The organism is Methylobacterium indicum, assembly GCF_001043895.1.
GTDB classification, from domain to species: Bacteria; Pseudomonadota; Alphaproteobacteria; order Rhizobiales; family Beijerinckiaceae; genus Methylobacterium; species Methylobacterium indicum.
Genome location: NZ_JTHF01000098.1, coordinates 23582 through 45832, shown reverse-complemented (window position 1 = coordinate 45832; position 22251 = coordinate 23582). Strand labels below are relative to the sequence as shown.

Here is a 22251-nt window from a genome sequence, read left to right as displayed (position 1 = left end):
CGGCGGCACGATGTTCGAGGAACTCGGCTTCCACTATGTCGGGCCGATCGACGGCCACAACCTCGAGCACCTGCTGCCGGTGCTCAAGAACGTGCGCGACGCCCCCGACGGCCCGGTGCTGATCCACGTCGTGACCCAGAAGGGCAAGGGCTACGCTCCCGCCGAGGCCGCGGCCGACCGCGGCCACGCGGTGGTGAAGTTCGACGTGGTGTCGGGCAAGCAGACCAAGGCCAAGCCCAACGCCCCGGCCTATACGCGGGTGTTCGGCGAGAGCCTGATCAAGGCGGCGGATGCCGACGACAAGGTGGTGGCGATCACCGCGGCGATGCCCTCGGGCACCGGCGTCGACCTCTTCTCGAAGGCGCATCCCGACCGGACCTTCGACGTCGGCATCGCCGAGCAGCACGCGGTGACCTTCGCGGCGGGCCTGGCGACGGAGGGGTTCAAGCCGTTCTGCGCGATCTACTCGACCTTCCTGCAGCGCGGCTACGACCAGCTGGTACACGACGTGGCGTTGCAGAACCTGCCCGTGCGGTTCGCGCTCGACCGGGCCGGTCTGGTCGGCGCCGATGGCGCGACCCATGCCGGCGCCTTCGACCTGGCGTATCTCTGCTGCCTGCCGAACATGACCGTGATGGCGGCGGCCGACGAGGCCGAGCTGGTGCACATGGTGGCGACGGCCCACGCGCATGATACGGGGCCGATCGCGTTCCGCTATCCGCGCGGCGAGGGCGTCGGCGTGGAGATGCCGGAGCGGGGCGAGGTTCTGGCGATCGGCCGTGGCCGGGTGATCCAGCGTCCGGAGGGGGCGCGGGTGGCGCTGCTCAGCCTCGGCACGCGTCTGGCGGAAGCGCTGAAGGCGGCGGAGCGTCTGGAGGCGGCGGGCATCGGCGTGACGGTGGCGGATGCGCGGTTTGCCAAGCCGCTCGACGAGGCGTTGATCCTGGATCTCGCGGGAAGCCACGAGGTTCTGGTGACGCTGGAAGAGGGATCGGTCGGCGGCTTCGGCGCGATGGTGCTGCACCTGTTGTCGTCGCGCGGGGCGCTGGACGACGGCCGGGTGCGGGTGCGCACGCTGACCTTGCCGGACAGCTACCAGGACCACGACACGCCGGACCGGATGTACGCCGAGGCCGGCCTCGACGCGCCGTCGATCGTCAAGGTCGTCGAGGAGATCCTCCCGGCCCGCGAGGCCAAGGCTGCGACCGCCAGCAACGTCGTCAGCGTCGCGCGCCGCCAGCGCTGACCGCGAGTTCGGGCCGCGTCCGGCGGACGCGGCCCGGTCGCCGTTACTTGATGACCGCGCAGGCGATGCGGGCGCCCGCATTGCCGATCGGCTGCGTGATGTGGTCGTCCTCGTTGGCGTGGATGATCAGCGCCGAGCCGTCATTGTCCTTCAGGCCGCCCTCGCCGGTGAGCGGCGTGTCGCTCGACACCTCGGCATTCACCGAGCCGTCGGTGGCGGCAAAGACGTTCGGCAGGTCGCCCTCGTCCGGCCCTTCCGGGTGCAGCAGGCCGTGCTTGGCGTTGTCGTGATTGACGTGCGCCTTGGACTCCTGGAACTTGTCGGTGTCGGCACAGCTGCCCACGGCGTGGAAATGGATGCCGTGCCAGCCGGGCGGCAGGCCGCCGGGCTGGATCGTCACCCGCATCACCAGGGTGTTGGCGCCGTCGCGGATCGCGATCTTGCCGATCGTGTCGCCCTTGTTGTTGACGATCGGCGCGTCGTAGGTCGTCGGCGCCGCCGGCGCCTCCTGGGCGGGCTTGTCCTGCGCCAGGGCGGGAGCCGCGAGGCCGAAGGCCATGGCGCTCGCGAGCACGATATGTCTCATGGAATGAACTCTCCTCGTGTGCCGCCCCATAGCTAGGGCGCGCGGCGCCCGCGGGGACGACCTGCCTGCAAGACGACCTGCCTGCAAGACGACGGGCCGGTCGTAGACGATCGAGAACGGAACGGTGATGACGACGGGCGAGCGGCAGCGGGCCGACCGCCTCCTGGTGGAGGCGGGCCATTTCGAGAGCCGGTCGCGGGCGCAGGCCGCGATCGAGGCCGGGCTGGTACGGGCCGACGGAATCGTGGTGCGCCGCGCCTCCGACCTGATCGCCCGGGGTGCCGCCATCGTCGCCGAGGCGCCGCACCCCTACGTCTCCCGCGGCGGGCTCAAGCTCGCCGCCGCCCTCGACGCCTTCGGGATCGACCCCGCCGGCCGGGCCTGCCTCGATATCGGCGCCTCGACCGGCGGCTTCACCGACGTGCTGCTGCGCCGGGGCGCACGCTTCGTCCACGCCGTCGATGTCGGCCGCTTCCAGCTCCATCCGAGCCTCGCGGCCGATCTCCGGGTCGCGGCGCTCGAGGCGACGGACGCCCGCGCCCTCACCCCCTTTCCCGAGCCGCCCTCCCTCCTGGTGATCGACGTGAGCTTCATCTCCCTGCGGCTGGTCCTGCCACCCGTTGTCCCGCTCCTGGCGCCCGGTGCCGCCCTGGCGGCGCTGATCAAGCCGCAATTCGAGGCCGGGCGCGAGCATGTCGGCCGCGGCGGCCTGGTGCGGGACGAGGCGGTGCAGGACGCGGTCTGTGCGCGGATCCGGGATCTCGTCGCGTCGCTCGGCTTCACGGTCCGCGGCCTGATTCCGTCGCCGGTCGAGGGCGGCGACGGCAACCGCGAATTCCTGATCGGTGCCGTGCGGGAGACCGGGCGATGAGCGAGGCGACCATGACGACGACCTGCGAGATCGCGCGCCTGGGCCTGCGCGGCGACGGGGTGACGCCGGAGGGCGTGGTGGTGCCCGGCGCCCTGCCGGGCGAGACCGTGCGGGTGGCGCCGGAGGAGGGCACCCGCCCACCCCGTGCCCGGCTCGACGCGGTGCTGGCTCCGTCCCCCGACCGGATCGCACCGTTCTGCCCGTATTTCGGCACCTGCGGCGGCTGCGCCATCCAGCACCTCGCGCCCGCCCCCTACGCGGCGTGGAAGCGCGACCTCGTCGTCGGCGCGCTCGCGCGGGTGGGGATCGAGGCCCCGGTCGGCCCGCTCCTCGACGCCCACGGCACCGGGCGCCGGCGCATCACCCTGCACGTGCGCGCCTCGGACGGAGGGCCGCAGGCCGGCTTCATGGCGGCGCGCAGCCACGCGCTCGTCCCGATCGACCATTGCCCGATCACGGAGGCCGCCCTGCACCGCGCGCCCGAGATCGCCCGGCGGGTCAGCCGTCCCCTCGGCGGCGGAGGGGGCAAGCCCCTCGACGTCCAGGTGACCGCGACCGCGGGCGGCCTCGACGTCGACATCCGCGGCCACGGCCCCGCCTCGGACCGGGCGCGCCAGGCCCTGGTGCTCATCGCCGGCGAGCTCGACCTCGCCCGCCTCTCCCTCCACGGCGAGGTGCTGATCGTGCGCCGCCCGCCCGAGATCCCGGCCGGCCGCTCGCGGCTGGTGCCGCCCTCCGGCGGCTTCCTGCAGGCGACGCAGGAGGGCGAGGCGACGCTCGCCCGCCTCGTCGTCGAGGGAGTCGGCAAGGCGAAACGCGTGGTCGACCTCTTCTCGGGCGCCGGCGCCTTCTCGCTGGCGCTGGCGGAAGCCCATACCGTCCACGCCGTCGAGGGCGAGGACGGGGCACTCAAGGCGCTCGACCGCGCCTTCCGGGAGACCGGAGGCCTGCGCACCGTGACGACCGAGCGCCGCGACCTCTTCCGCCGGCCGCTGCTGGCGCCGGAGCTCGACCGCTACGACGCCGTGGTGTTCGACCCGCCGCGCGCCGGCGCCGAGGCGCAGAGCGCCCGCATCGCCGAATCGAAGGTGCCGGTGGTGGTCGGCGTCTCCTGCGACGCCGGCAGCTTCGCCCGCGACGCGGCGCTCCTGGTGCACGGCGGCTACCGGCTCGAGACCGTGACCCCGGTCGACCAGTTCCGCCACTCGCCGCATGTCGAGATCGTCGGCGTGTTCAAGCGGCCGGGCAAGAAGCGCTGAGCCCGCGACGCGTCGGAACGGCCGCCGGACCGCACGGGCGGCCCGGCGGAGATCGGTTCATCCGAAATCCGATCGATCGCCTTGCGATGCGGATTTCGGCTTCGCTCGAGCGTGTGGAGCCTGCGGCTCCACCGCGCGGGCCGGTGATACCGCGTCGGGAAGATCCCTTCCGGAAACGGCATCACCCGTCCTTCGGCTCCGCCCGCGCCTCCAGTTCCGCGATCAGGCCCTGGAACGCGGGCGGCACCGGCTCCTGTGACGGCTCGACGTACATCGTCCGCAGCAGCCGGCCGATCTCGCCGAGCGACACGCTGCCCTTGACGATCACACGCTCGGTGTCGCGGCCCAGCCTCTCCTTCTCGGCCGGGGTGATGTCCTTGGCGGTGAGCACCACCACCGGCACGTCGCCGCCATCGGGCCGGGCGCGCAGCTTCGTCAGGAAATCGAAGCCGTCCATCACCGGCATCATCAGGTCGAGGAGGATCAGCGAGGGCCGGCCCTCGTCGAGGCGGGCGAGGCCGGCGGCGCCGTTCTCGGCCTCGCGCACGGTCCAGCCGTCCCGCGACAGGCTGCGGCGCAGGCGGTCGCGGGCATCGGCATCGTCGTCGACGAGCAGCACCGTGCCGGGGGCGTCGGCCGGGCGGTAGCGCTCCATCAAGCCCTTGAGGTGATCCCAGTCGATCGGCTTGACGAGGTAGTCGGTGGCCCCGAGCGCCCGGCCGAGGCCCTGCTCGTTGACCACCGAGGTCATGATCACCGGGGTGGCGGCGAGGTCCGGGTCGTTGCGGATGGCGTGGAGCACCGACCAGCCGTCCATCCGGGGCATCTCGATGTCGAGGAGGATCGCCCGGGGCTTGAGCGCCCGGGCGAGCGCCAGGCCGGCCCGGCCGTCGCTGGCGGTGCGCACCCGGAACCCCTCGCGCTCGAGGAAGCGGGAGAGCAGCTCCCGGGCCGCGGGGTCGTCGTCGACGAGGAGCACCACGTCGTGGCGCTGGGCCTCGGCCTTGGCCTCGGCGAGCGCCCGCACCTCCTCGGGGCCGGGCTCCTCGTCCTGCGGCGAGAGCAGGGCCGGCAGCCGGATGGTGAAGGTCGCGCCCTCGCCGTAGGTCGAGGTCACGGTGATGTCGCCGCCCATGCGCCGGCAGAAGGCGCGGGTGATGGCGAGCCCGAGCCCGGTGCCGCCGAACTGCCGGGTGGTCGATTCGTCGGCCTGGGCGAAGCGCTCGAACAGGCGCCCGCACTGCTCCGGCGTGAGGCCGATGCCGGTATCGGTCACCGAAAAGGTCAGCCAGTCGGCCCCCTCTTCGCTCTCGCGCCGGGCCGAGAGGGTGATGGTGCCGTCCTCGGTGAACTTCGCGGCGTTGCCCAGGAGGTTGACGAGGCCCTGGCGCAGCTTGCCCTGGTCCTGGTGCATGGCGCCGATGTCGTCGGGCAGGTCGAGCACCAGGCGGTTGCGCTTCTTTCCGATCAGGGATGCGGTCGCCGCCACCACGTCGTCGACCATGTCGCGGACGGCAAAATCCTCCGCCGCCACGGTCATGCGGCCGGCCTCGATCTTCGAGATGTCGAGGACGTCGTTGATGAGGCCGAGCAGGTGGCGGGCCGAGGATTCGATCTTGCGCAGGTCCGGCAGCAATTCGGCCTGGCCGAGATCCTCCAGCTCCTCGGCGAGCATCTCGGAATAGCCGATCACCGCCGAGAGCGGCGTGCGCAGCTCGTGGCTCATGTTGGCGATGAACTGGCTCTTGGCGCGGTTGGCGGCTTCCGCGGCGTGGCGCGCCCGGTCGATCTCGGCCTCGGCCTCCTTGCGGTCGGTGATGTCGACATGCATGCCGACCCATTCGCGCAACGACCCGTCCTCGGCGAGGACGGGGGCGGCCCGTACCTCCATGTGGCGCCAGGCGCCGTCGCGCCGGCGCATCCGGTACTCGATCTCGAAGGGCGTGCGCGCCTCGACGGCGCGGGCCCAGGCATCGGCGGCCCGGGCGCGATCGTCGGGATGCACCGCCTCGACCCAGCCCCAGCCCTGGCATTCCTCGTCGCTCTGGCCGGTATAGGCGGTCCAGCGCCATTGCCCGATCGAGAGCTCGCCATTGGCATCCGCCGACCAGATGATCGCCGCCGCGCTGTCGACGAGGGCGCGGAAGCGCTCCTGGGCGTGCCGCAGGCGTTCCTCGGCGGCGCGCCTCCGGGTGATGTCGGTGTTGGTGCCGTACCAGCGCACGATGCGGCCCGCGGCATCGCGAAAAGGCTGGGCCCGGGACAGGAACCAGCGGAAGACCCCGTCGGCGCCCTTCAGCGGAAAGGTGTCCTCCCAGGACTCGCCGCTGGCGAAGGCGCGGCGGAAGCGCGCCTCGACCCGCTCGAGGTGGTCGGGGTGGTGGACGGTGCGCCAGCCCCAGCCCCGCATCGTCTCGAGGGTGGTGCCGGTGTAGTCGTACCAGCGCTGATTGTACCAGATGATGGAGCCGTCCGCCTCGGCGATCCAGGCGAGCTGGGGCAGCGACTCGGCGAGGTTGCGGTAATCGTCCGGCCGCAGGGCGCTCTCGCTCATCGGGCGCGGCCCCGGACGGGGTGCGAGGGCAGGCGGTCGGACATCCGGGGGCTCCGTGGCGAGGCCCTAACGTCGGGGCCCGGCGACGGAACTAAGCGGGCGTGAGCCGGCTTCCAGTGCGCCCCGATGCCGTAACGTCGCGGATCAGCCGAACTGCTCGCGCAGGATGCGCTCGTCCATGCCCTGGCCGGGATCGTGCAGCATCACGAGGTCGGTCGAGCGGTCGAGCTGGGTCTCGACCCGGGCGACGCGGCGGAACTCGGTATGGTCGGCCACCGCCGCGACGGGGCGGTATTCCGGGTCCTTCACCTCGATGCGGATGCGGGCATGGTTGGGCAGGAGCACGCTGCCCTGGCGCCGGGGCCGGAAGGGCGAGATCGGGGTGAGCGCGATCAGCTGCGAGGAGATCGGCAGGATCGGCCCGCCGACCGAGAGGTTGTAGGCGGTGGAGCCCACGGGGGTGGCCGCCAGCACCCCGTCGGCGATCAGTTCCGGCAGGCGGACCTGGCCGTCGATCGAGATCTTCAGCTTGGCGGTCTGGTGGGTCTGGCGCAGCATGTAGACCTCGTTGACCGCCCGCGCCGTGTGGGTGAGGCCGAGCACGTCGGTCACCACCATCAGAAGCGGATGGACGATGCTGCGCTGGGCCACCTCCAGCCGCTCGATCAGGTCGTCGAGGTGGAACTCGTTCATCAGGAAGCCGACGGTGCCGCGGTTCATGCCGTAGATCGGCTTGCCGGTGCCCATGAAGCGGTGCAGCGCCTGGAGCATCAGGCCGTCGCCGCCCAACCCCACCACCACGTCCGCCTCCTCGGGCGGGACGTGGTCGTAGCGCTGCATCAGGAGCTCGGCCGCCTCGCGGGCGTCGGGCGTCGGGCTCGCGATGAAGGCGATCTGGTTGAAGCGCCGCGCCATGTGGGGTGTCCCGACCGCCGAAATCGCACAATCCCGCCGCGCCTCCCTCGACGCGAACGGCCGCCGGGCCGTCGCCGGCCGCGTCGGCGGAAGGCATAGCACGCGGGGGCGGCGTCCCGTCCAGCGGCCGGACGGACTCAGGCGAGATCCACCCCCCATTGCAGGGGCACGAACTCGTAGGCGCCGCCCGCCTTGGCGATGTGGCCGGCCGCCGGGAAGGGGGCGTGGTAGAAGGCCACCGGCATCCGCTCGTCGGCCATCAGCGCCAGCATCCGGTGGCGGGTGGCCCGCGCCTGATCGGCATCCATGTCGAACAAGGCCGACCAGTCGGGATGACGCACGAACAGGGCCGGGTGGTTGGTGATGTCGGAGACGATCAGGAGCCGCTTGCCGCCCGATTCGAGCCGGAACGAGGTATGGCCGGGCGTGTGACCGGGGGTGCCGAGCGCGGTGAGGCCCGGCAGCACCTCCTTGTCCCACGAATAGCGGTCGACCTTGAGGCCGCTCCCGAAGGTTTTCTGGACGGCGGCGAGGTTGGCCTTCAGGGCATCCGGCGGGTTGGCCATGCGCCCGTCATCTATCCAGAACCGCCACTCGGCCTCCGGCACCAGGACCTGCGCGTTCGGGAAGGTCGGGCTGCCGTCCTTGCGCTTGAGGCCGAGGATGTGGTCGGGGTGGAAGTGGCTGATCACCACCGCGTCGACCGTGCCCGGGTCGATCCCGGCGAGCGCCAGTCCCCGCAGCACGCCGCCGGTGCCGGGCGGGCCCTGATCGGCGAAGCCGGCATCGACCAGCACCCGCTTGCCCCCGAGGGTGAGGAGGAGCGGCGTGAAGGTGATCGGCAGGGTGTCGGTCGGCAGGAAGGCCCGGGCGAGGGCGCCCTGCACCTCGGGGAGAGGTGCGTTGCGCACGAACCCGGCATCGAGCGGGCGCTTCACCCCGCCCTCGTGCAGGGCCAGGACCGACGCCTCGCCGACACCGTACCGGTAGGCCCCCGGCAGGTCGGCAGCGGGGGCCGCGCCGCCGCCGGCGAGGCCGGGCGCGCTGGCGAGGATCGGGCCGGCGAGGATACCCCCGGCCATGAGGGTGCGACGGTTCATCGACATGGAGGCCTCCCGCTTGCGTCTTCTTCCCGCAGCTAGAGCGCGGGGCGTGGAAGGGGATGGGTCTCATGCGCTTTCCGATTGATCGCTTCGCGATGCGGAAAGCGGCTTCGCTCAGGCGCCGCGCTGGCTGGTGATACGGGATTCGGAAGTCATCTTCCGGATCTCGTATCACAAGGGATAAGTCGCCCCCGGGATCAATCGCGCGCGCGATTCAGCGGCGCGCCGCCCTCGTGTACCGTAGGGGCGAATCAACCAGGGACCCGCCATGCGCCACAGGTTCGCCGCGATCGGCACCACGCTCCTCACCGCGTTCCTCGTCGTGGCGGTCCCGGGGGGGCCGGCCCTCGCCGCCTCGCGGGCGCCGGTCGCCGCCGAGCACGGCATGGTCGTGACGGCGCAGCATCTCGCGACGCAAGTCGGCGTCGACGTCCTGAGGCAGGGAGGCAACGCCATCGATGCGGCGGTCGCGGTCGGCTACGCCCTGGCGGTGGTGTATCCGGCGGCGGGCAATCTCGGCGGCGGCGGCTTCATGACGATCCAGCGCGCCGACGGCAGCCGGACCTTCCTGGATTTCCGCGAGAAGGCGCCGCTCGCCGCGACCCGCGACATGTTCCTCGACACGAACGGCAACGTCATCAAGGGGGCGAGCACCAAGAGCTTCCTGGCGGTCGGCGTGCCCGGCACGGTGTCCGGCCTCGAGGAGGCGCGGGCGAAGTATGGTACGAAGCCCCGCGCCGACCTGATCGCCCCGGCGATCCGGCTCGCGGAAGAGGGCTTCGTCCTCGACCAGGGCGATGTCGACATGCTCGGCACCGCCACCGAGGATCTCGGCAAGGATCCGGCCTCGGCCAAGATCTTCCTCAACCAGGGGCAGCCCTACCGCGTCGGCGACCGGCTGGTGCAGCAGGATCTCGCCGGGACGCTGCGGGCGATCGGCGAGCAAGGCAAGGACGGGTTCTACAAGGGCGCAGTCGCCGCGGCGCTGACCGGGGCGAGCAAGGCGCAGGGCGGGCTCATCGTCCAGGCCGATCTCGACCGCTACGCCACCCGCGAATTGCCGCCGATCGAGTGCGACTATCGCGGCTACCGGGTGATCTCGGCCCCGCCGCCCAGCTCCGGCGGCGTGGTGATCTGCGAGATGCTGAACATCCTCGAAGGCTACGACCTCGCCAAGCTCGGCTGGGGCTCGGCGCAGGCCGTCCACTACGAGATCGAGGCGATGCGCCACGCCTATCTCGACCGCAACAGCTATCTCGGCGATCCCGATTTCGTGAAGAACCCGGTCGCGCGGCTGACCGACAAGGCCTATGCGGAGAAGATCCGCGCGGTGATCGATCCGCAGAAGGCCGGGGTCTCGGCCGAGCTGAAGCCCGGCGTCCCGCCGCACGAGGGCAGCAACACCACCCATTACTCGATCGTCGACGGGCAGGGGAACGCCGTCTCGGTGACCTACACCCTCAACGATTGGTTCGGGGTGCGGATCACCGCGCCGGGGACCGGCGTCCTCCTCAACAACGAGATGGACGATTTCACCGCCAAGGTCGGCGTGCCGAACATCTACGGCCTGCTCCAGGGCGAGGCCAACGCCGTCGCGCCCGGCAAGACTCCTTTGAGCTCGATGAGCCCGACCATCGTCACCAAGGACGGCAAGCCGGTCTTCGTGACCGGCACGCCCGGCGGCAGCCGGATCATCACGGTGGTGCTGCACAGCATCCTCAACGTGATCGATTACGGCATGAACGTGCAGGAGGCCGCCGACGCGCCGCGCCTCCACAACCAGTGGATGCCCGACGTGACCAATGTCGAGCGCTTCGCCCTGTCGCCGGATACCCGTCGGATCCTGGAGGGCATGGGGCATAAATTCGGCGCCGCGCAGCCGGCCAACCACCTGGCGGCGATCCTGATCGGGGCGCCGGTTCTGGGTGGGAAGCCGGTGGGGGCATTCCGCTACTACGGTGCCAACGACCCGCGGCGGAACACCGGGAGCGCACAAGGGTATTGAGGCGAGCGCGCTGCGGGACCCGTCCGCACCGTCTCCCGGAGGCGCGAAAGCGGCCTCCGGGATGACGGCGAGGCGTGGTCGAGAAACCGACGCGAGCGGCTGCCTACAGCAGCGTCCCCTTCAGGATCACCAGCGCCACCGTGAAGTAGATCACCAGCCCCGACACGTCGACGAGGGTCGCGACGAAGGGGGCCGAGGCGGTGGCGGGGTCGAAGCCGACGCGCTGGAGGATGAAGGGCAGCATCGAGCCGGTGAGCGAGCCGAACAGCACGATGCCGACGAGGGCCGTGCCGACCGTGGCGGCGACCAGGAACCAGTGCTCGCCGTAATCGTAGAAGCCGAGCTTCTGCCAGATGACGATCCGCACCACGCCGATCGTCCCGAGGATGGCCCCGAGCGTCAGGCCGGCCGGGATCTCGCGGAGCGCCACCCGCCACCAGTCGCCGAGGCGCACCTGATGCAGGGCGAGGGCCCGGATCAGCAGCGAGGTCGCCTGCGAGCCCGAATTGCCGCCCGAGCTCATGATGAGCGGGATGAACAGGGTCAGCACCAGGGCCTTCTCGAGTTCGCCCTCGAAGCCCTGCATCGCGCTGGCGGTCAGCATCTCGGAGAGGAACAGCACGCAGAGCCAACCGGCCCGCTTGCGGATCATGGTGAGGAAGTTGATCGACATGTAGGGCTCGTCGAGCGCCTCCATGCCGCCGAAGCGCTGCACGTCCTCGGTCTGCTTCTGGATCATCGCGTCGATCACGTCGTCGACGGTGACGATACCGACCACCTGGTTGGTGGCGTCGACCACGGGAATCGCCAGGAGGTCGTATTTCGAGATCAGGCGGGCCGCCTGGTCGCGGCTGGCATCGGCCGAGATCACCACCGGGCGACGGCTCGGCGCCACCGACAGGATGGAGTCCTCCGGGTTGCCGGTGATGAGGCGGCGCAAGGGGACCGCCTTGGCGAGCGCCCCGGTGCGCGGATCGAGGACGAAGATCGAGTAGATGGTCTCGCGGGTGCGCTCGACCTTGCGGATGTAGTCGAGGGTGAGCCCGACGGTCCAGGTCGTCGGCACGGCGACGAACTCGGTCGTCATGATCGAGCCGACGCTCTCCTCCGGATAGGCGATGAGCTTGTCGACGGCACCGCGCGTCTCGACGTCGAGGCGGGTGCGCAGGTCCGAGCGGCCGGGCTCCTCGATCTCCCGGAAGACGTCGGTGACCCGGTCGGCCGACATCCCCGACAGGAACGAGGCGACGCGGTCGCGCGGCAGCATCTCGATGATGTCGGGGGCGCAGTCGAGCTCGGGCTGGTCCAGCACCTCGACGGCCCGGTCGTGCGGCAGGCTGAGCAGGATGGCGGCCGCCACCTCCGGCGCCTCCCGGTTCAGGGCCTCGACGATGTCGGGAGCGCTCTCTTCGGAAAGGCGCGCGGCGAGGGCGGCGGGCTCGACGGGGGCGTCGATCACGGTGTCGGTCATGGCTCACCTGTTGGGCGCTGGCGTCGGCCGGCCGTCCCCGGCCGGTCGCGGTGAGCCGCCGACAGGCGAAGCGCGCGGGACCTCAGACCGGAGACGGCAAGAGCGGTCGACTGTGACTGTCGCTCGGCATGGAGTGGGGGTTGTCCGGGGATGCTGCGGCGCGAGAGCGCGCCGCGAGCGGCCTGTCACTGCGCCGGTGCCACGGCCGCGTCAAGAGGGGAACCGCCGACGCCGGATCCGAATTCGTAACCGGAGCCTCGTCGGCCGGATTCTTCGGCCCAGAAGCTTGGAAACCTTGGGGAAACCTTTGGTTCACCGGACCGCAGCGGGAGCCACGATGGTCACGACACGCATCCGCACCTTCTCGGATTTCGCCGCTGCGGTCGCCCGGGCGGCGGGGCGTCCCGCCACCTTCGCGGCGAGCCTGATCCTGATCGTGCTCTGGGCGGTGACCGGCCCGCTGTTCCACTACTCGGACACCTGGCAGCTGATCATCAACACCGGCACGACCATCGTGACGTTCCTGATGGTCTTCCTGATCCAGAACACCCAGAACCGCGACGGGGCCGCGATCCAGGCCAAGCTCGACGAGCTGATCCGGGCGAGCGCGGCCCAGAACGCCTATATCGGCATCGAGCACCTGACCGAGGAAGAACTCGACGGCTTGCGCGCCCGCTGCGAGGCGCGGGCCAGGGACTTCCGCCTCAGCGAGGCGGCGGACGCCGCCGAGGAGGCCGCCAACGCCAAGGCCGAGGCCGCCGCCCGGGCCGCGACCGGATCGCGCAACGCCCTCAGGCGCTGAGCCGGCGGGTCGCCTCCATCTCGCTCCCCATCATCCGGGCGAGCCGCAGGATGTCGGCGATCACGTAGGGCTTGGTCACGAAGATGCTTCCGGGCACCGCCGGGTGGCGCAGATTGGCGGTGGTCGAGGAATAGATCACCGGGCGGTGCGGCTGGATCTGCCGGTAGGCCTCGGCGACGCTCCAGCCGTCGACGAGACCGGGAAGCCGGATGTCGGTCAGGAGCCAGTCGATCCGGCCGCCATGCTCGCGCAGCAGCATGAGCGCCGCCTCGCCGCTCGAGGCGGTCAGCGTCGCGATGCCGTGCTGCTCGCACAGGGTCACCAGCAGTTCGAGCAGCATGTAGCTGTCCTCGACGATGAGCACGCAAGGGCGGCCGTCGCGGGAGGGTGCGTCACCCGGCAGGGTCGTCCGGGGGGAGGGCAGAGGCGCTGGCATCGCCGGATGATCCCGATCATCGATCGGGGATCAATCCCGCGGTTTGGTTAACGGTCCGTCAACCGCGGCCGGGCGCCGCCGGACCGGCCTGTGGCCCGTCCGCAACAGGTCGGTCGCCGCGCGCGCCGCCCGCGTTTCGCGCCGCAGCGTGGCCGTATTTGCAGGATGTGCTGTCGTCGGCTCCGGTGATGCTGCGGGGCCGGGAAGGGTCGGCCGGCGTCGAGGTCCCGTCAAGGTTGACGGAACCTTCGCTTAACCGGCCGGGACTACAGACGATCCGGTGTTCCAGTCGTGGCGCCGCCGGGCGAAGGGACCGTCCCGGACGTCGCCGGGTCGCGGCCCCGCACGGGGCCGCCAGAGGAGTTTTGGTCGATGTCGCTGCCGCTCGCGCCCCTGCGCGCGCTCAAGATCGCCGCCGCCTTCGGGCTCGCCCTGTCGATGGCCGCCTGCGCGAGCAACAACGACCTCGCCGACGCCTCCGCGGCCTATGGTGCCGGGGGCGCGGGCGGGGCCGGCGGATATGGGGGCCGCGGCGGCCCCGCGACGCCGGGCAGCGCCCAGGACTTCGTGGTCAATATCGGCGACCGGGTCTTCTTCGATTCCGATTCGACCGACCTGAACCCCACCGCCATCGCCACCCTCGACAAGCAGGCCCAGTGGCTGCAGCGCTACCCGCGCTACACGTTCCTGATCGAGGGCCACGCCGACGAGCGCGGCACCCGCGAGTACAACTTCTCCCTCGGCGCCCGCCGCTCCCAGGCGGTGCGGGACTACCTCGCCTCCCGGGGCATCGGGTCGAACCGCATGCGCACGGTGTCCTACGGCAAGGAGCGGCCGGTCGCGGTCTGCAACGACATCTCGTGCTGGTCGCAGAACCGCCGCGCCGTCACGGTGCTCGACGGCGGCGCCGGGTCCTGACCGAAAGTCGGGGAGGGCGGCCCGCGCCGCCCCTTTTGCCGGGAGGCGCGGCTTCTGCTAACCCGCCCTCCCGAGAGCGGACCTCCCGAATGCGGACCTCCCGCGCGAGGACCTGCCGCCTGACCCGAGCCGTGATGCGCCCCGCCATGCTTCGCCGCCTGTTCCTCGCCCCCGCCCTCGCCGTCTCGGGGCTCGCCCTCGCCGCCGCCGCCTGCCCGGCCGCGGCCCAGGATGCCTCCGAGTTCGTGGTGCGCCTCAACCGGCTCGAGAACCAGTCGCGCCAGATGTCGGGGCAGATCGAGTCGCTCCAGTACGAGAACCGCCAGCTCAAGGAGCAGCTGCGCAAGTTCCAGGAGGACGTCGAGTTCCGGTTCCAGGAATCGAAGGGCGGCCAGCGCCCGGCGACCGCGTCTCCGGCGGCCAAGCCCCACAAGCGCAGCGACGCCTTCGATCCATCCCAGAATCCGGACGCCCCGGGCGCGCCCCAGGCGCTCGGCAACGCCCAGGCCTCCGGCGCCGCGACGCCCACCCAGCCGCCGCGCGGCGCCGCCACCCCGAATGCCACCGCCGGCCTCACCGCGCCCCGCGGCGCGATCGAGGACGCCACCCCGGATTACGCCGCCCCCGTCGACCTGCGCCCGCCGGCCCGCGCCGCGGCCCCGGTCCCGGCGGCGCCGCGCCCCTCCGCGAGCGTGGCGGCCACCGGTTCCGGCGACGCCAAGGCCGATTACGAGGCGGCTTACGCCTACGTGCTGCAGCGCCAGTACGAGCAGGCCGAGATGAGCCTGCGCCAGTTCATCCAGTCGCATCCCCGCGACGCCCTGGTGCCGGACGCGACCTACTGGCTCGGCGAGAGCTACCTGCAGCGCAACCGCACCCGCGAGGCGGCCGAGCAGTTCCTGAAGGTCTCGACGGACTATGCCCGCTCGCGCAAGGCGCCGGACGCGATGCTGAAGCTCGGCGCCTCGCTCAACGCGCTCGGCGCCCGCGAGCAGGCCTGCGCCACCCTGGCCGAACTGGAGCGCAAGTTCCCGCAGGCCTCCTCGAACGTGAGGCAGGGCGTCGACCGCGAGCAGAAGCGGGCGCGCTGCGCCGCGTGAGCGGCCCGGACGGTCCCCTCGGCCCGTCCGAGCGCGACGACCTCCTCCGATCCTGGATCGGCCCGGGCACCCCGTACCGGGGCGCCGTGCTGGCGGTGTCGGGCGGACCCGATTCGACGGCGCTGATGGGCTGCGCCGCTCTGGCGCGTGCCGCCATCCCGCTCCTCGTCGCCACGGTCGATCACGGCCTGCGGCCGGGCTCGCGCGGCGAGGCGGAAGGGGTAGCGGTCCTCGCCGCCGCCTTCGGCCTGCCGCACCGGATCATGTCCTGGACCGGACCGAAGCCGGCGGCACGGCTGCAGGAGGCGGCGCGGGCCGAGCGCTACCGGCTGCTCGCCGGCCTCGCCGGCGAGGTCGGGGCCGACCTTCTCCTCACCGCCCACACCCTCGACGATCAGGCCGAGACGGTGCTGATGCGGCTCTGCGCCGGCTCCGGCCCGGCCGGGCTCGCCGGGATGGCGCCCGTTCGACGCCTCGGAGCCCCGGCCTCCGGCCGCGTCACTCTCGGCCGGCCGTTCCTCGGAATGCCGAAGGCCCGGCTCGTCGCGACCTGCGAGGCCCAGGGCTGGCCGTTCGTGCGCGATCCCTCCAACGCCGACCCCCGCTTCGGCCGCGCCCGGCTACGGCGCCTGCTGCCCCTCCTCGCCGAGGAGGGGCTGAGCGCCGAGCGTCTCGCGCGTCTCGCCGGGCGCCTGCGCCGCGACGAGGCCGCCCTGGCGCAGGCCGCCGAGGCGGCGTTCCGGGACCTGCGACGGCCCGATCCGGCGGGGGAGGGGCGTCTCGTCCTCGACGGGGCCGGCCTCGCGGCCCTGCCTGAGGCGGTGGCGCTGCGGGTCGCAGGGCTCGGGCTGGAGACCGTCGGCGGGGGCGGACCGGCCCTGCGGCTCGAACGGCTGGAGCGGATCCTCCTCGGCGAGGTCCTGCCGGCCCTGCGAGCGGGCGTGCGGTGCCGCCGCACGGTGGCGGGCCTCCTCCTCACCGCCCAGGGCGGCCGGCTGGTGCTGGAGCCGGAGCCGCCGCGGCGGCGCCCGCCCGCGGGGTGACGCCCGGGCGCACGCCGCCGCAGGCGCCGGGCGATTGCTTGGCCGGGCGCACGCCGCCGCAGGCGCCGGGCGATTACTTGGCCGGGTGCCCGGCGCCGCAGGCGCCGGGCGATTACTTGGCAACGCCCGGGTGGGTGCCTACATTGCGTTCCGAGTGCCGGTGCCCACCCAGCACGCCCGCGCGGCGCCGCGCTCCTCAGGGATTGACTCTTCGATGAACCCCAATTTCCGCAATTTCGCCCTGTGGGTCGTCATCTTCCTGCTGGTGCTGGCCCTCGTGACCCTGTTCCAGAATCCGGGTCACCGCTCGGGCGGCGGGGAGATCGCCTACAGCCAGCTCCTGAACGACGCCGAGGCGGGCCGCATCCAGAACGTGGTCATCTCCGGCCAGGAGGTGAGCGGCACCTACACGAGCGGCGGCACCTTCACGACCTACGCGCCGAACGACCCCTCGCTGGTGTCGAAGCTGCAGGGCAAGGGCGTGACCATCACGGCCCGTCCGCCGTCCGACAACACCCCGTGGTTCATCGCGCTGCTCGTCAACTGGCTGCCGATCCTGGTGTTCATCGGGGCCTGGATCTTCCTGTCGCGCCAGATGCAGTCCGGCGCCGGCCGGGCCATGGGCTTCGGCAAGTCCAAGGCGAAGCTCCTGACCGAAGCCCATGGCCGCGTCACCTTCGAGGACGTGGCGGGCGTCGACGAGGCCAAGGAAGACCTGCAGGAGATCGTCGAGTTTCTGCGCGACCCGCAGAAGTTCCAGCGCCTCGGCGGCCGCATCCCGCGCGGCGTGCTGCTGGTCGGCCCCCCCGGCACCGGCAAGACCCTGATCGCCCGGGCGGTCGCCGGTGAGGCCAACGTGCCGTTCTTCACCATCTCGGGCTCGGACTTCGTCGAGATGTTCGTCGGCGTCGGCGCCAGCCGCGTCCGCGACATGTTCGACCAGGCGAAGAAGAACGCCCCCTGCATCATCTTCATCGACGAGATCGACGCCGTCGGCCGTCACCGCGGCGCGGGCCTGGGCGGCGGCAACGACGAGCGCGAGCAGACCCTCAACCAGCTCCTCGTCGAGATGGACGGCTTCGAGGCCAACGAGGGCATCATCATCATCGCGGCGACCAACCGCCCCGACGTGCTCGATCCGGCGCTGCTGCGCCCGGGCCGCTTCGACCGCCAGATCATCGTGCCGAACCCGGACGTGATCGGCCGCGAGCGCATCCTGCGCGTCCACGTCCGCAAGGTGCCGCTGTCGCCCGACGTCGACCTGAAGGTGATCGCCCGCGGCACCCCCGGCTTCTCGGGCGCCGACCTGATGAACCTCGTCAACGAGGCGGCCCTGCTGGCGGCCCGCCGCGGCAAGCGCATCGTCACGATGCACGAGTTCGAGGATGCCAAGGACAAGGTGATGATGGGCGCCGAGCGGCGCACCCTCGTCATGACCGAGGACGAGAAGCGGCTGACCGCCTATCACGAGGGCGGCCATGCCATCGTGGCCTTCAACGTCCCGGCGACCGATCCCGTCCACAAGGCGACGATCATCCCCCGCGGCCGGGCGCTCGGCATGGTCATGCAGCTGCCCGAGCGCGACAAGCTGTCGATGTCCTTCGAGCAGATGACCTCGCGCCTCGCCATCATGATGGGCGGCCGCGTCGCCGAGGAGATGATCTTCGGCCACGACAAGGTCACCTCCGGCGCCCAGTCGGACATCGAGCAGGCGACCCGTCTCGCCCGCATGATGGTGACCCGCTGGGGCTTCTCGCCGGAGCTCGGCACCGTCGCCTACGGCGAGAACAACGACGAGGTCTTCCTCGGCATGCAGGTCAACCGGCAGCAGAACGTGTCGGAGGCCACCGCCCAGAAGATCGACGCCGAGGTCCGCCGCCTGATCGAGGCCGGCCTGCAGGATGCCCGCCGCATCCTCAGCGAGCGCCACGCCGACCTCGAGGCCCTGGCCCGCGGCCTGCTCGAGTACGAGACCCTGTCGGGCGACGAGATCCGCGATCTCATCAACGGCAAGCCGCCCGTGCGCGACGCCGGCGACTACCCGACCAACCCGAGCCGCGGCTCGCCGGTCCCCTCCGCCGGCCGCGGCCGGCCGCGGGAGAACGACGGCGGCTACGAGCCCCAGCCCCAGGCCTGATCGCGATCGAGCCGGGGGCGGGCCCGAAAATCCACACCGGCCAGTTTTCGTGACAAGGGGCGGCGGGAGAGATCCCGCCGCCCCTTGTCGTTGTGGACGAGCCCCAAAATAACCCAACCAACGTGTGACCGCGTCCGGCGAAGGGCGGTACCGGCTCGGGCCCCGAGGGGCGCGGGGACCGGCGCCCGCAGGCCCGGACGGGACAGGGAGACGACGAGCGTGCGCAAGTATTTCGGGACCGACGGCATCCGGGGCCGGGCCAACGGCGTGATCACGCCGGAACTCGCGCTCAAGGTGGGCCAGGCCGCCGGGCTCGTCTTCCTGCGCGGCGACCACCGCCACCGGGTGGTGATCGGCAAGGACACCCGGCTGTCGGGCTACATGATCGAGACGGCGCTCGTCGCCGGCTTCACCTCGGTCGGCATGGACGTGATGCTGCTCGGCCCGATGCCGACGCCCGCCGTGGCGATGCTGACCCGCTCGATGCGCGCCGATATCGGGGTGATGATCTCGGCCTCGCACAACCCGTTCGAGGATAACGGCATCAAGATCTTCGGGCCCGACGGGTTCAAGCTCTCCGACGACGTCGAGCGCGAGATCGAGCGCCTGATCGACTCGAACCTGCAGACGAAGCTCGCCGGCTCGAACGATCTCGGCCGGGCCAAGCGCATCGAGAGCGTGCATGCCCGCTACATCGAGTTCGCCAAGCGCACCCTGCCGCGGGCGCTCACCCTCGACGGCCTGCGGGTCGTGGTCGATTGCGCCAACGGTGCCGCCTACCGGGTGGCGCCCGAGACCCTGTGGGAGCTCGGCGCCGAGGTGATCGCCATCGGCACCGAGCCGGACGGCTTCAACATCAACCGCGACGTCGGCTCGACCGCCCCGGAAGCGCTGGTCGGCAAGGTGCGGGAGCTGCGCGCCGATATCGGCATCGCGCTCGACGGCGACGCCGACCGGGTCCTGATCGTCGACGAGAAGGGCCAGCGGGTCGACGGCGACCAGCTGATGGCGGTGGTCGCCCGCTCCTGGCAGGAGGACCAGCGGCTGACGAAGAACGGCATCGTCGCCACCATCATGTCGAATCTCGGCCTCGAGCGCTATCTCGGCGGCTTGGGCCTGGGCATGGTCCGCACCGCCGTCGGCGACCGCTACGTGCTCGAGCACATGCGCGAGCACGGCTACAATCTCGGCGGCGAGCAGTCCGGCCACATCATCATGTCGGACTACGCCACCACCGGCGACGGGCTGGTGGCGGCGCTCCAGCTGCTCTCGGTGGTGCAGCGCCAGCAGCGCCCGGTGAGCGAGGTCTGCCACTGCTTCGAGCCGCTGCCGCAGGTGCTCAAGAACGTGCGCTACGGCGCCGGCCGCGAGCCCCTGCGCCAGGATTCCGTCGTCACCGCCATCGAGGGCGCCCGCCAGCGCCTCGGCGAGGGCGGGCGCCTCGTCATCCGCCCCTCGGGCACCGAGCCGGTGATCCGCGTGATGGCCGAGGGCGACGACCGCGACCTCGTGGTCCAGGTGGTCGACGACGTGATCGAGGCCCTGCGCAAGGTCGCGGCCTGACCGGCTGCGCGACGCGTCTCGCCCCCGGTTGATCCATCCGGGCCGACCGCTCCGGTCCAAGGGCGATGCGCGGGACCCCCGCCTCCGCTCGGGGGAGGGGGATCCCGCGCCGGCCCTGCATCCCGCCTGCCGCAATCTCGCGCGAAAGCAACGATTTCTCAGGCATAAGGCTTAACGTTAAGGGCGGGTTTACCGAACGCGGCAAGAGTCGTGAGGTCTTCCGGAACGGCCGCCCGACATCCAGCGGCCCTTCGCAACAGGGAACCGTCATGGGCCGCTGCAAGCCACTCGCGCTGGCGCGCATCTTCACGCTCGCAGCGAGCGTGGCCGCGCCGGGGCTCGTCCACGCCGCCGACCTCCTGCCTCCGCCGCCCCCGCCGCTGCTTCCGCCCCCTCCGGTGGAGATCGGCGGCAGCTGGTACCTGCGCGGCGATGTCGGCGTCGGCATCCTGGATCTGCGCAAGACGGTCGTCGAGGACGTCTCGACCCCGCGGGTCCCCTACAAGTACAGCGCGATCGAGGACCACGTCGGCGACCAGACCTTCGTCGGCGTCGGCGTCGGCTACCAGTTCAATCCCTGGCTGCGCTTCGACGTCACGGGCGAGTACCGCACGCAGGCGGAATGGCGCTTCCTCGCCGAGGATCTCTCCTACAACACCCGCGGCGGCTACAACCTGACCACGGGCAAGTTCTCGTCCGTCGTCGGCCTGGCGAACGGCTACGTCGAGCTCGGCAACTGGTACGGGGTGACCCCCTTCGTCGGCGCCGGCGTGGGCTTCGCCCACCACATGTTCGGCAGCGTGACGGATCAGGGCCAGGGCACCTACGCGGGCGGCCTCGGCTACGGCAAGTCCAAGGACAAGACGAACTTCGCCTGGGCGGCCCATGCCGGTCTCAGCTACGCGGTCACGTCGAACCTCAAGCTCGAACTCGCCTACCGCTACCTGAACATGGGCGAGGCCGAGACCGGCGTCGTCGGCTGCCTGCCGAGCTGCGCCCTGAAGACGGTGTACCGCGCCAAAGAGCTCGAGTCGCACGACATCAAGCTCGGCATGCGCTGGATGTTCGGCGCGCCGGTCGTGACCGCCGCCTACGAGCCGCCCCCGCTGCCGATGGCGCCGCTGGTGCGCAAGTACTGAGCATCGCGCGCCGCCCGTCCTCCGCTGCGGCGGGGCGGGCGGCCGGCAAGGGCGACACCGCCCCTTTCTCGTTTCCGCATCATGTCAATCGCCGAACGGGCGAGAACTCGGGCGAATGATGCGGAAGGTTAAGCGTCCGCTAACCTCGTGGCCTTAACCCTAACCATCGGACCCGCGGGGTCCAATCCGAGACGATCACGACGTTACGCCCCGGCTGAGGAGCCGACGGGGCAGAAGAGGGCGCCCCATGGCACGGTTCGGTCACTGCATTCCGGTCGCGGCCCTCGGGCTCGGGCTGCTCGGCGCGCCGGCCCTCGCCGCCGACCTGCTGCCCGCGCTTCCGCCGCCGCCGCCCCCGCCGGTCGCCCCGGTGGAGGTCGGGTCCGGCTGGTACCTGCGCGGCGACTACACGGCGAGCGATTTTCGCCATCCGAAGGACGACACCCTGCCGGGCACCGACGGCGCCAGGCTCGTCGGCTTCCGCATGAGCGACACCGACGGCTACGGCGGCGGCATCGGCTACCGCTTCAACAGCTTCCTGCGCGCCGACGTCACGATCGACGGGCGCACCCGCAGCCGCTTCCGCGACTATTCCTCGCGCACGCTGTTCGTCGAGGGCTTCAACACCGAGGCCGGCAAGATCGACGTCCTGACCGGCCTGTTCAACGTCTACGTCGATCTCGGCACCTGGTGGGGTCTCACGCCGTATGTCGGCGCCGGCGTCGGCATGGCGAGCAACCGCTTCCACGACGCCTGGACCGGCACGACCTGCTACACCACCGCCTGCGGCAGCGGCGTCGACGGCGCCTACACGCTCGGCGCGCAAGGGTTCGACGCCCGCGCCGGCCATACCTCGCTCGGCCTCGCCTGGGCGGCGATGGCGGGCGTCTCCTACGAGATCGGCGCCGGCGTGAGCGTCGATGCCAGCTACCGCTACCTCAACGCCGGCAAGGCGCGCTCGGGCTTCGACGCCTATACCCAGAACACCCGCATCAAGGACATCACCGCCAACGAGTTCCGGGTCGGCCTGCGCTGGGCCTTCGGCAACGGGCTGGCCCTCCCGGGTCTCGGCGGCCTGACCTACTGATCGACTCACCCCTCCA

At 71.5% G+C, this 22251-nt stretch carries 18 protein-coding genes; 12 read left to right on the top strand and 6 right to left on the bottom strand.

Translation table 11 applies throughout. The features are described 5' to 3' along the window. Positions 1-1246, top strand: a 1246-nt coding sequence (dxs, locus tag QR78_RS11955; protein ID WP_048427747.1) for a 1-deoxy-D-xylulose-5-phosphate synthase, incomplete at its 5' end; no start/stop codon positions are given. 43 nt (positions 1247-1289) lie between these two features. On the opposite strand, the gene QR78_RS11950 is transcribed toward dxs, so the two are convergent. Then, a complete protein-coding gene (locus tag QR78_RS11950; RefSeq protein WP_048427739.1) occupies positions 1290-1832 on the bottom strand; it encodes a superoxide dismutase family protein in 543 nt (180 codons plus the stop codon). A 127-nt stretch (positions 1833-1959) separates the two neighbouring features. Here QR78_RS11950 and QR78_RS11945 point away from each other — a divergent pair, with 127 nt between their 5' ends. Both QR78_RS11945 and QR78_RS11940 read left to right on the top strand, forming a co-directional pair. After that, the gene (locus QR78_RS11945; RefSeq protein ID WP_048427738.1) at positions 1960-2703 is read left to right on the top strand and encodes a TlyA family RNA methyltransferase; all 744 of its coding nucleotides are present in this window, start codon (positions 1960-1962) and stop codon (positions 2701-2703) included. Continuing rightward, positions 2700-3962 (top strand): class I SAM-dependent RNA methyltransferase, encoded by a 1263-nt coding sequence (locus tag QR78_RS11940; protein WP_048427737.1) that lies wholly within the window; start codon positions 2700-2702, stop codon positions 3960-3962. The genes QR78_RS11945 and QR78_RS11940 overlap by 4 nt, the downstream gene beginning before the upstream one ends. A 181-nt stretch (positions 3963-4143) precedes the next feature. Here the strand turns inward: QR78_RS11940 and QR78_RS11935 are convergent, their stop codons facing one another. The 3 genes from QR78_RS11935 to QR78_RS11925 all read right to left on the bottom strand — a co-directional run bounded on the left by QR78_RS11935 (position 4144) and on the right by QR78_RS11925 (position 8531). Then, positions 4144-6516 carry a hybrid sensor histidine kinase/response regulator gene (locus QR78_RS11935; RefSeq protein ID WP_048427736.1) on the bottom strand — a complete coding sequence of 791 codons (2373 nt, stop codon included), beginning with the start codon at positions 6514-6516 and terminating at the stop codon, positions 4144-4146. A gap of 144 nt (positions 6517-6660) precedes the next feature. Continuing rightward, positions 6661-7431, bottom strand: a complete 771-nt coding sequence (locus tag QR78_RS11930) for an NAD kinase (protein WP_048427735.1) — start codon at positions 7429-7431, stop codon at positions 6661-6663. 137 nt (positions 7432-7568) lie between these two features. After that, entirely contained in the window at positions 7569-8531 is a 963-nt protein-coding gene (locus QR78_RS11925; RefSeq protein ID WP_342027905.1) for an MBL fold metallo-hydrolase, read from the bottom strand. 271 nt (positions 8532-8802) lie between these two features. Between QR78_RS11925 and ggt the strand changes: the two genes are divergently transcribed. Beyond that, positions 8803-10539, top strand: coding sequence for a gamma-glutamyltransferase (ggt, locus tag QR78_RS11920; protein WP_082171963.1), 1737 nt, complete (start codon positions 8803-8805; stop codon positions 10537-10539). 103 nt (positions 10540-10642) lie between these two features. Here the strand turns inward: ggt and mgtE are convergent, their stop codons facing one another. Continuing rightward, complete coding sequence (gene mgtE, locus QR78_RS11915; RefSeq protein ID WP_048427733.1) at positions 10643-12010, bottom strand: magnesium transporter; 1368 nt, start codon at positions 12008-12010, stop codon at positions 10643-10645. 337 nt (positions 12011-12347) lie between these two features. Between mgtE and QR78_RS11910 the strand changes: the two genes are divergently transcribed. After that, positions 12348-12812, top strand: a complete 465-nt coding sequence (locus QR78_RS11910; protein ID WP_048427732.1) for a low affinity iron permease family protein — start codon at positions 12348-12350, stop codon at positions 12810-12812. On the opposite strand, the gene QR78_RS11905 is transcribed toward QR78_RS11910, so the two are convergent. Then, the gene (locus tag QR78_RS11905; protein ID WP_082171962.1) at positions 12802-13248 is read right to left on the bottom strand and encodes a response regulator; all 447 of its coding nucleotides are present in this window, start codon (positions 13246-13248) and stop codon (positions 12802-12804) included. The genes QR78_RS11910 and QR78_RS11905 overlap by 11 nt on opposite strands. A 372-nt stretch (positions 13249-13620) precedes the next feature. On the opposite strand from QR78_RS11905, the gene pal reads away from it, so the two are divergent. The 7 genes from pal to QR78_RS11870 all read left to right on the top strand — a co-directional run bounded on the left by pal (position 13621) and on the right by QR78_RS11870 (position 22235). Further along, entirely contained in the window at positions 13621-14166 is a 546-nt protein-coding gene (gene pal / locus QR78_RS11900; RefSeq protein ID WP_048427731.1) for a peptidoglycan-associated lipoprotein Pal, read from the top strand. 146 nt (positions 14167-14312) lie between these two features. Further along, a complete protein-coding gene (gene ybgF, locus QR78_RS11895) occupies positions 14313-15266 on the top strand; it encodes a tol-pal system protein YbgF (protein ID WP_048427744.1) in 954 nt (317 codons plus the stop codon). Next, positions 15263-16309 carry a tRNA lysidine(34) synthetase TilS gene (tilS, locus tag QR78_RS11890; RefSeq protein WP_053220889.1) on the top strand — a complete coding sequence of 349 codons (1047 nt, stop codon included), beginning with the start codon at positions 15263-15265 and terminating at the stop codon, positions 16307-16309. The genes ybgF and tilS overlap by 4 nt, the downstream gene beginning before the upstream one ends. 214 nt (positions 16310-16523) lie before the next feature. Next, positions 16524-18446: an ATP-dependent zinc metalloprotease FtsH gene (ftsH, locus tag QR78_RS11885; protein WP_048427730.1), complete on the top strand. Its 1923-nt coding sequence runs from the start codon at positions 16524-16526 to the stop codon at positions 18444-18446. A gap of 219 nt (positions 18447-18665) precedes the next feature. Beyond that, positions 18666-20009: a phosphoglucosamine mutase gene (gene glmM / locus QR78_RS11880; RefSeq protein ID WP_048427729.1), complete on the top strand. Its 1344-nt coding sequence runs from the start codon at positions 18666-18668 to the stop codon at positions 20007-20009. Between the two features lie 269 nt (positions 20010-20278). Then, positions 20279-21148, top strand: a complete 870-nt coding sequence (locus QR78_RS11875; protein ID WP_048427728.1) for an outer membrane protein — start codon at positions 20279-20281, stop codon at positions 21146-21148. 247 nt (positions 21149-21395) lie between these two features. After that, positions 21396-22235 (top strand): outer membrane protein, encoded by an 840-nt coding sequence (locus tag QR78_RS11870; RefSeq protein ID WP_048427727.1) that lies wholly within the window; start codon positions 21396-21398, stop codon positions 22233-22235. The last annotated feature ends 16 nt before the right edge of the window (positions 22236-22251 follow it).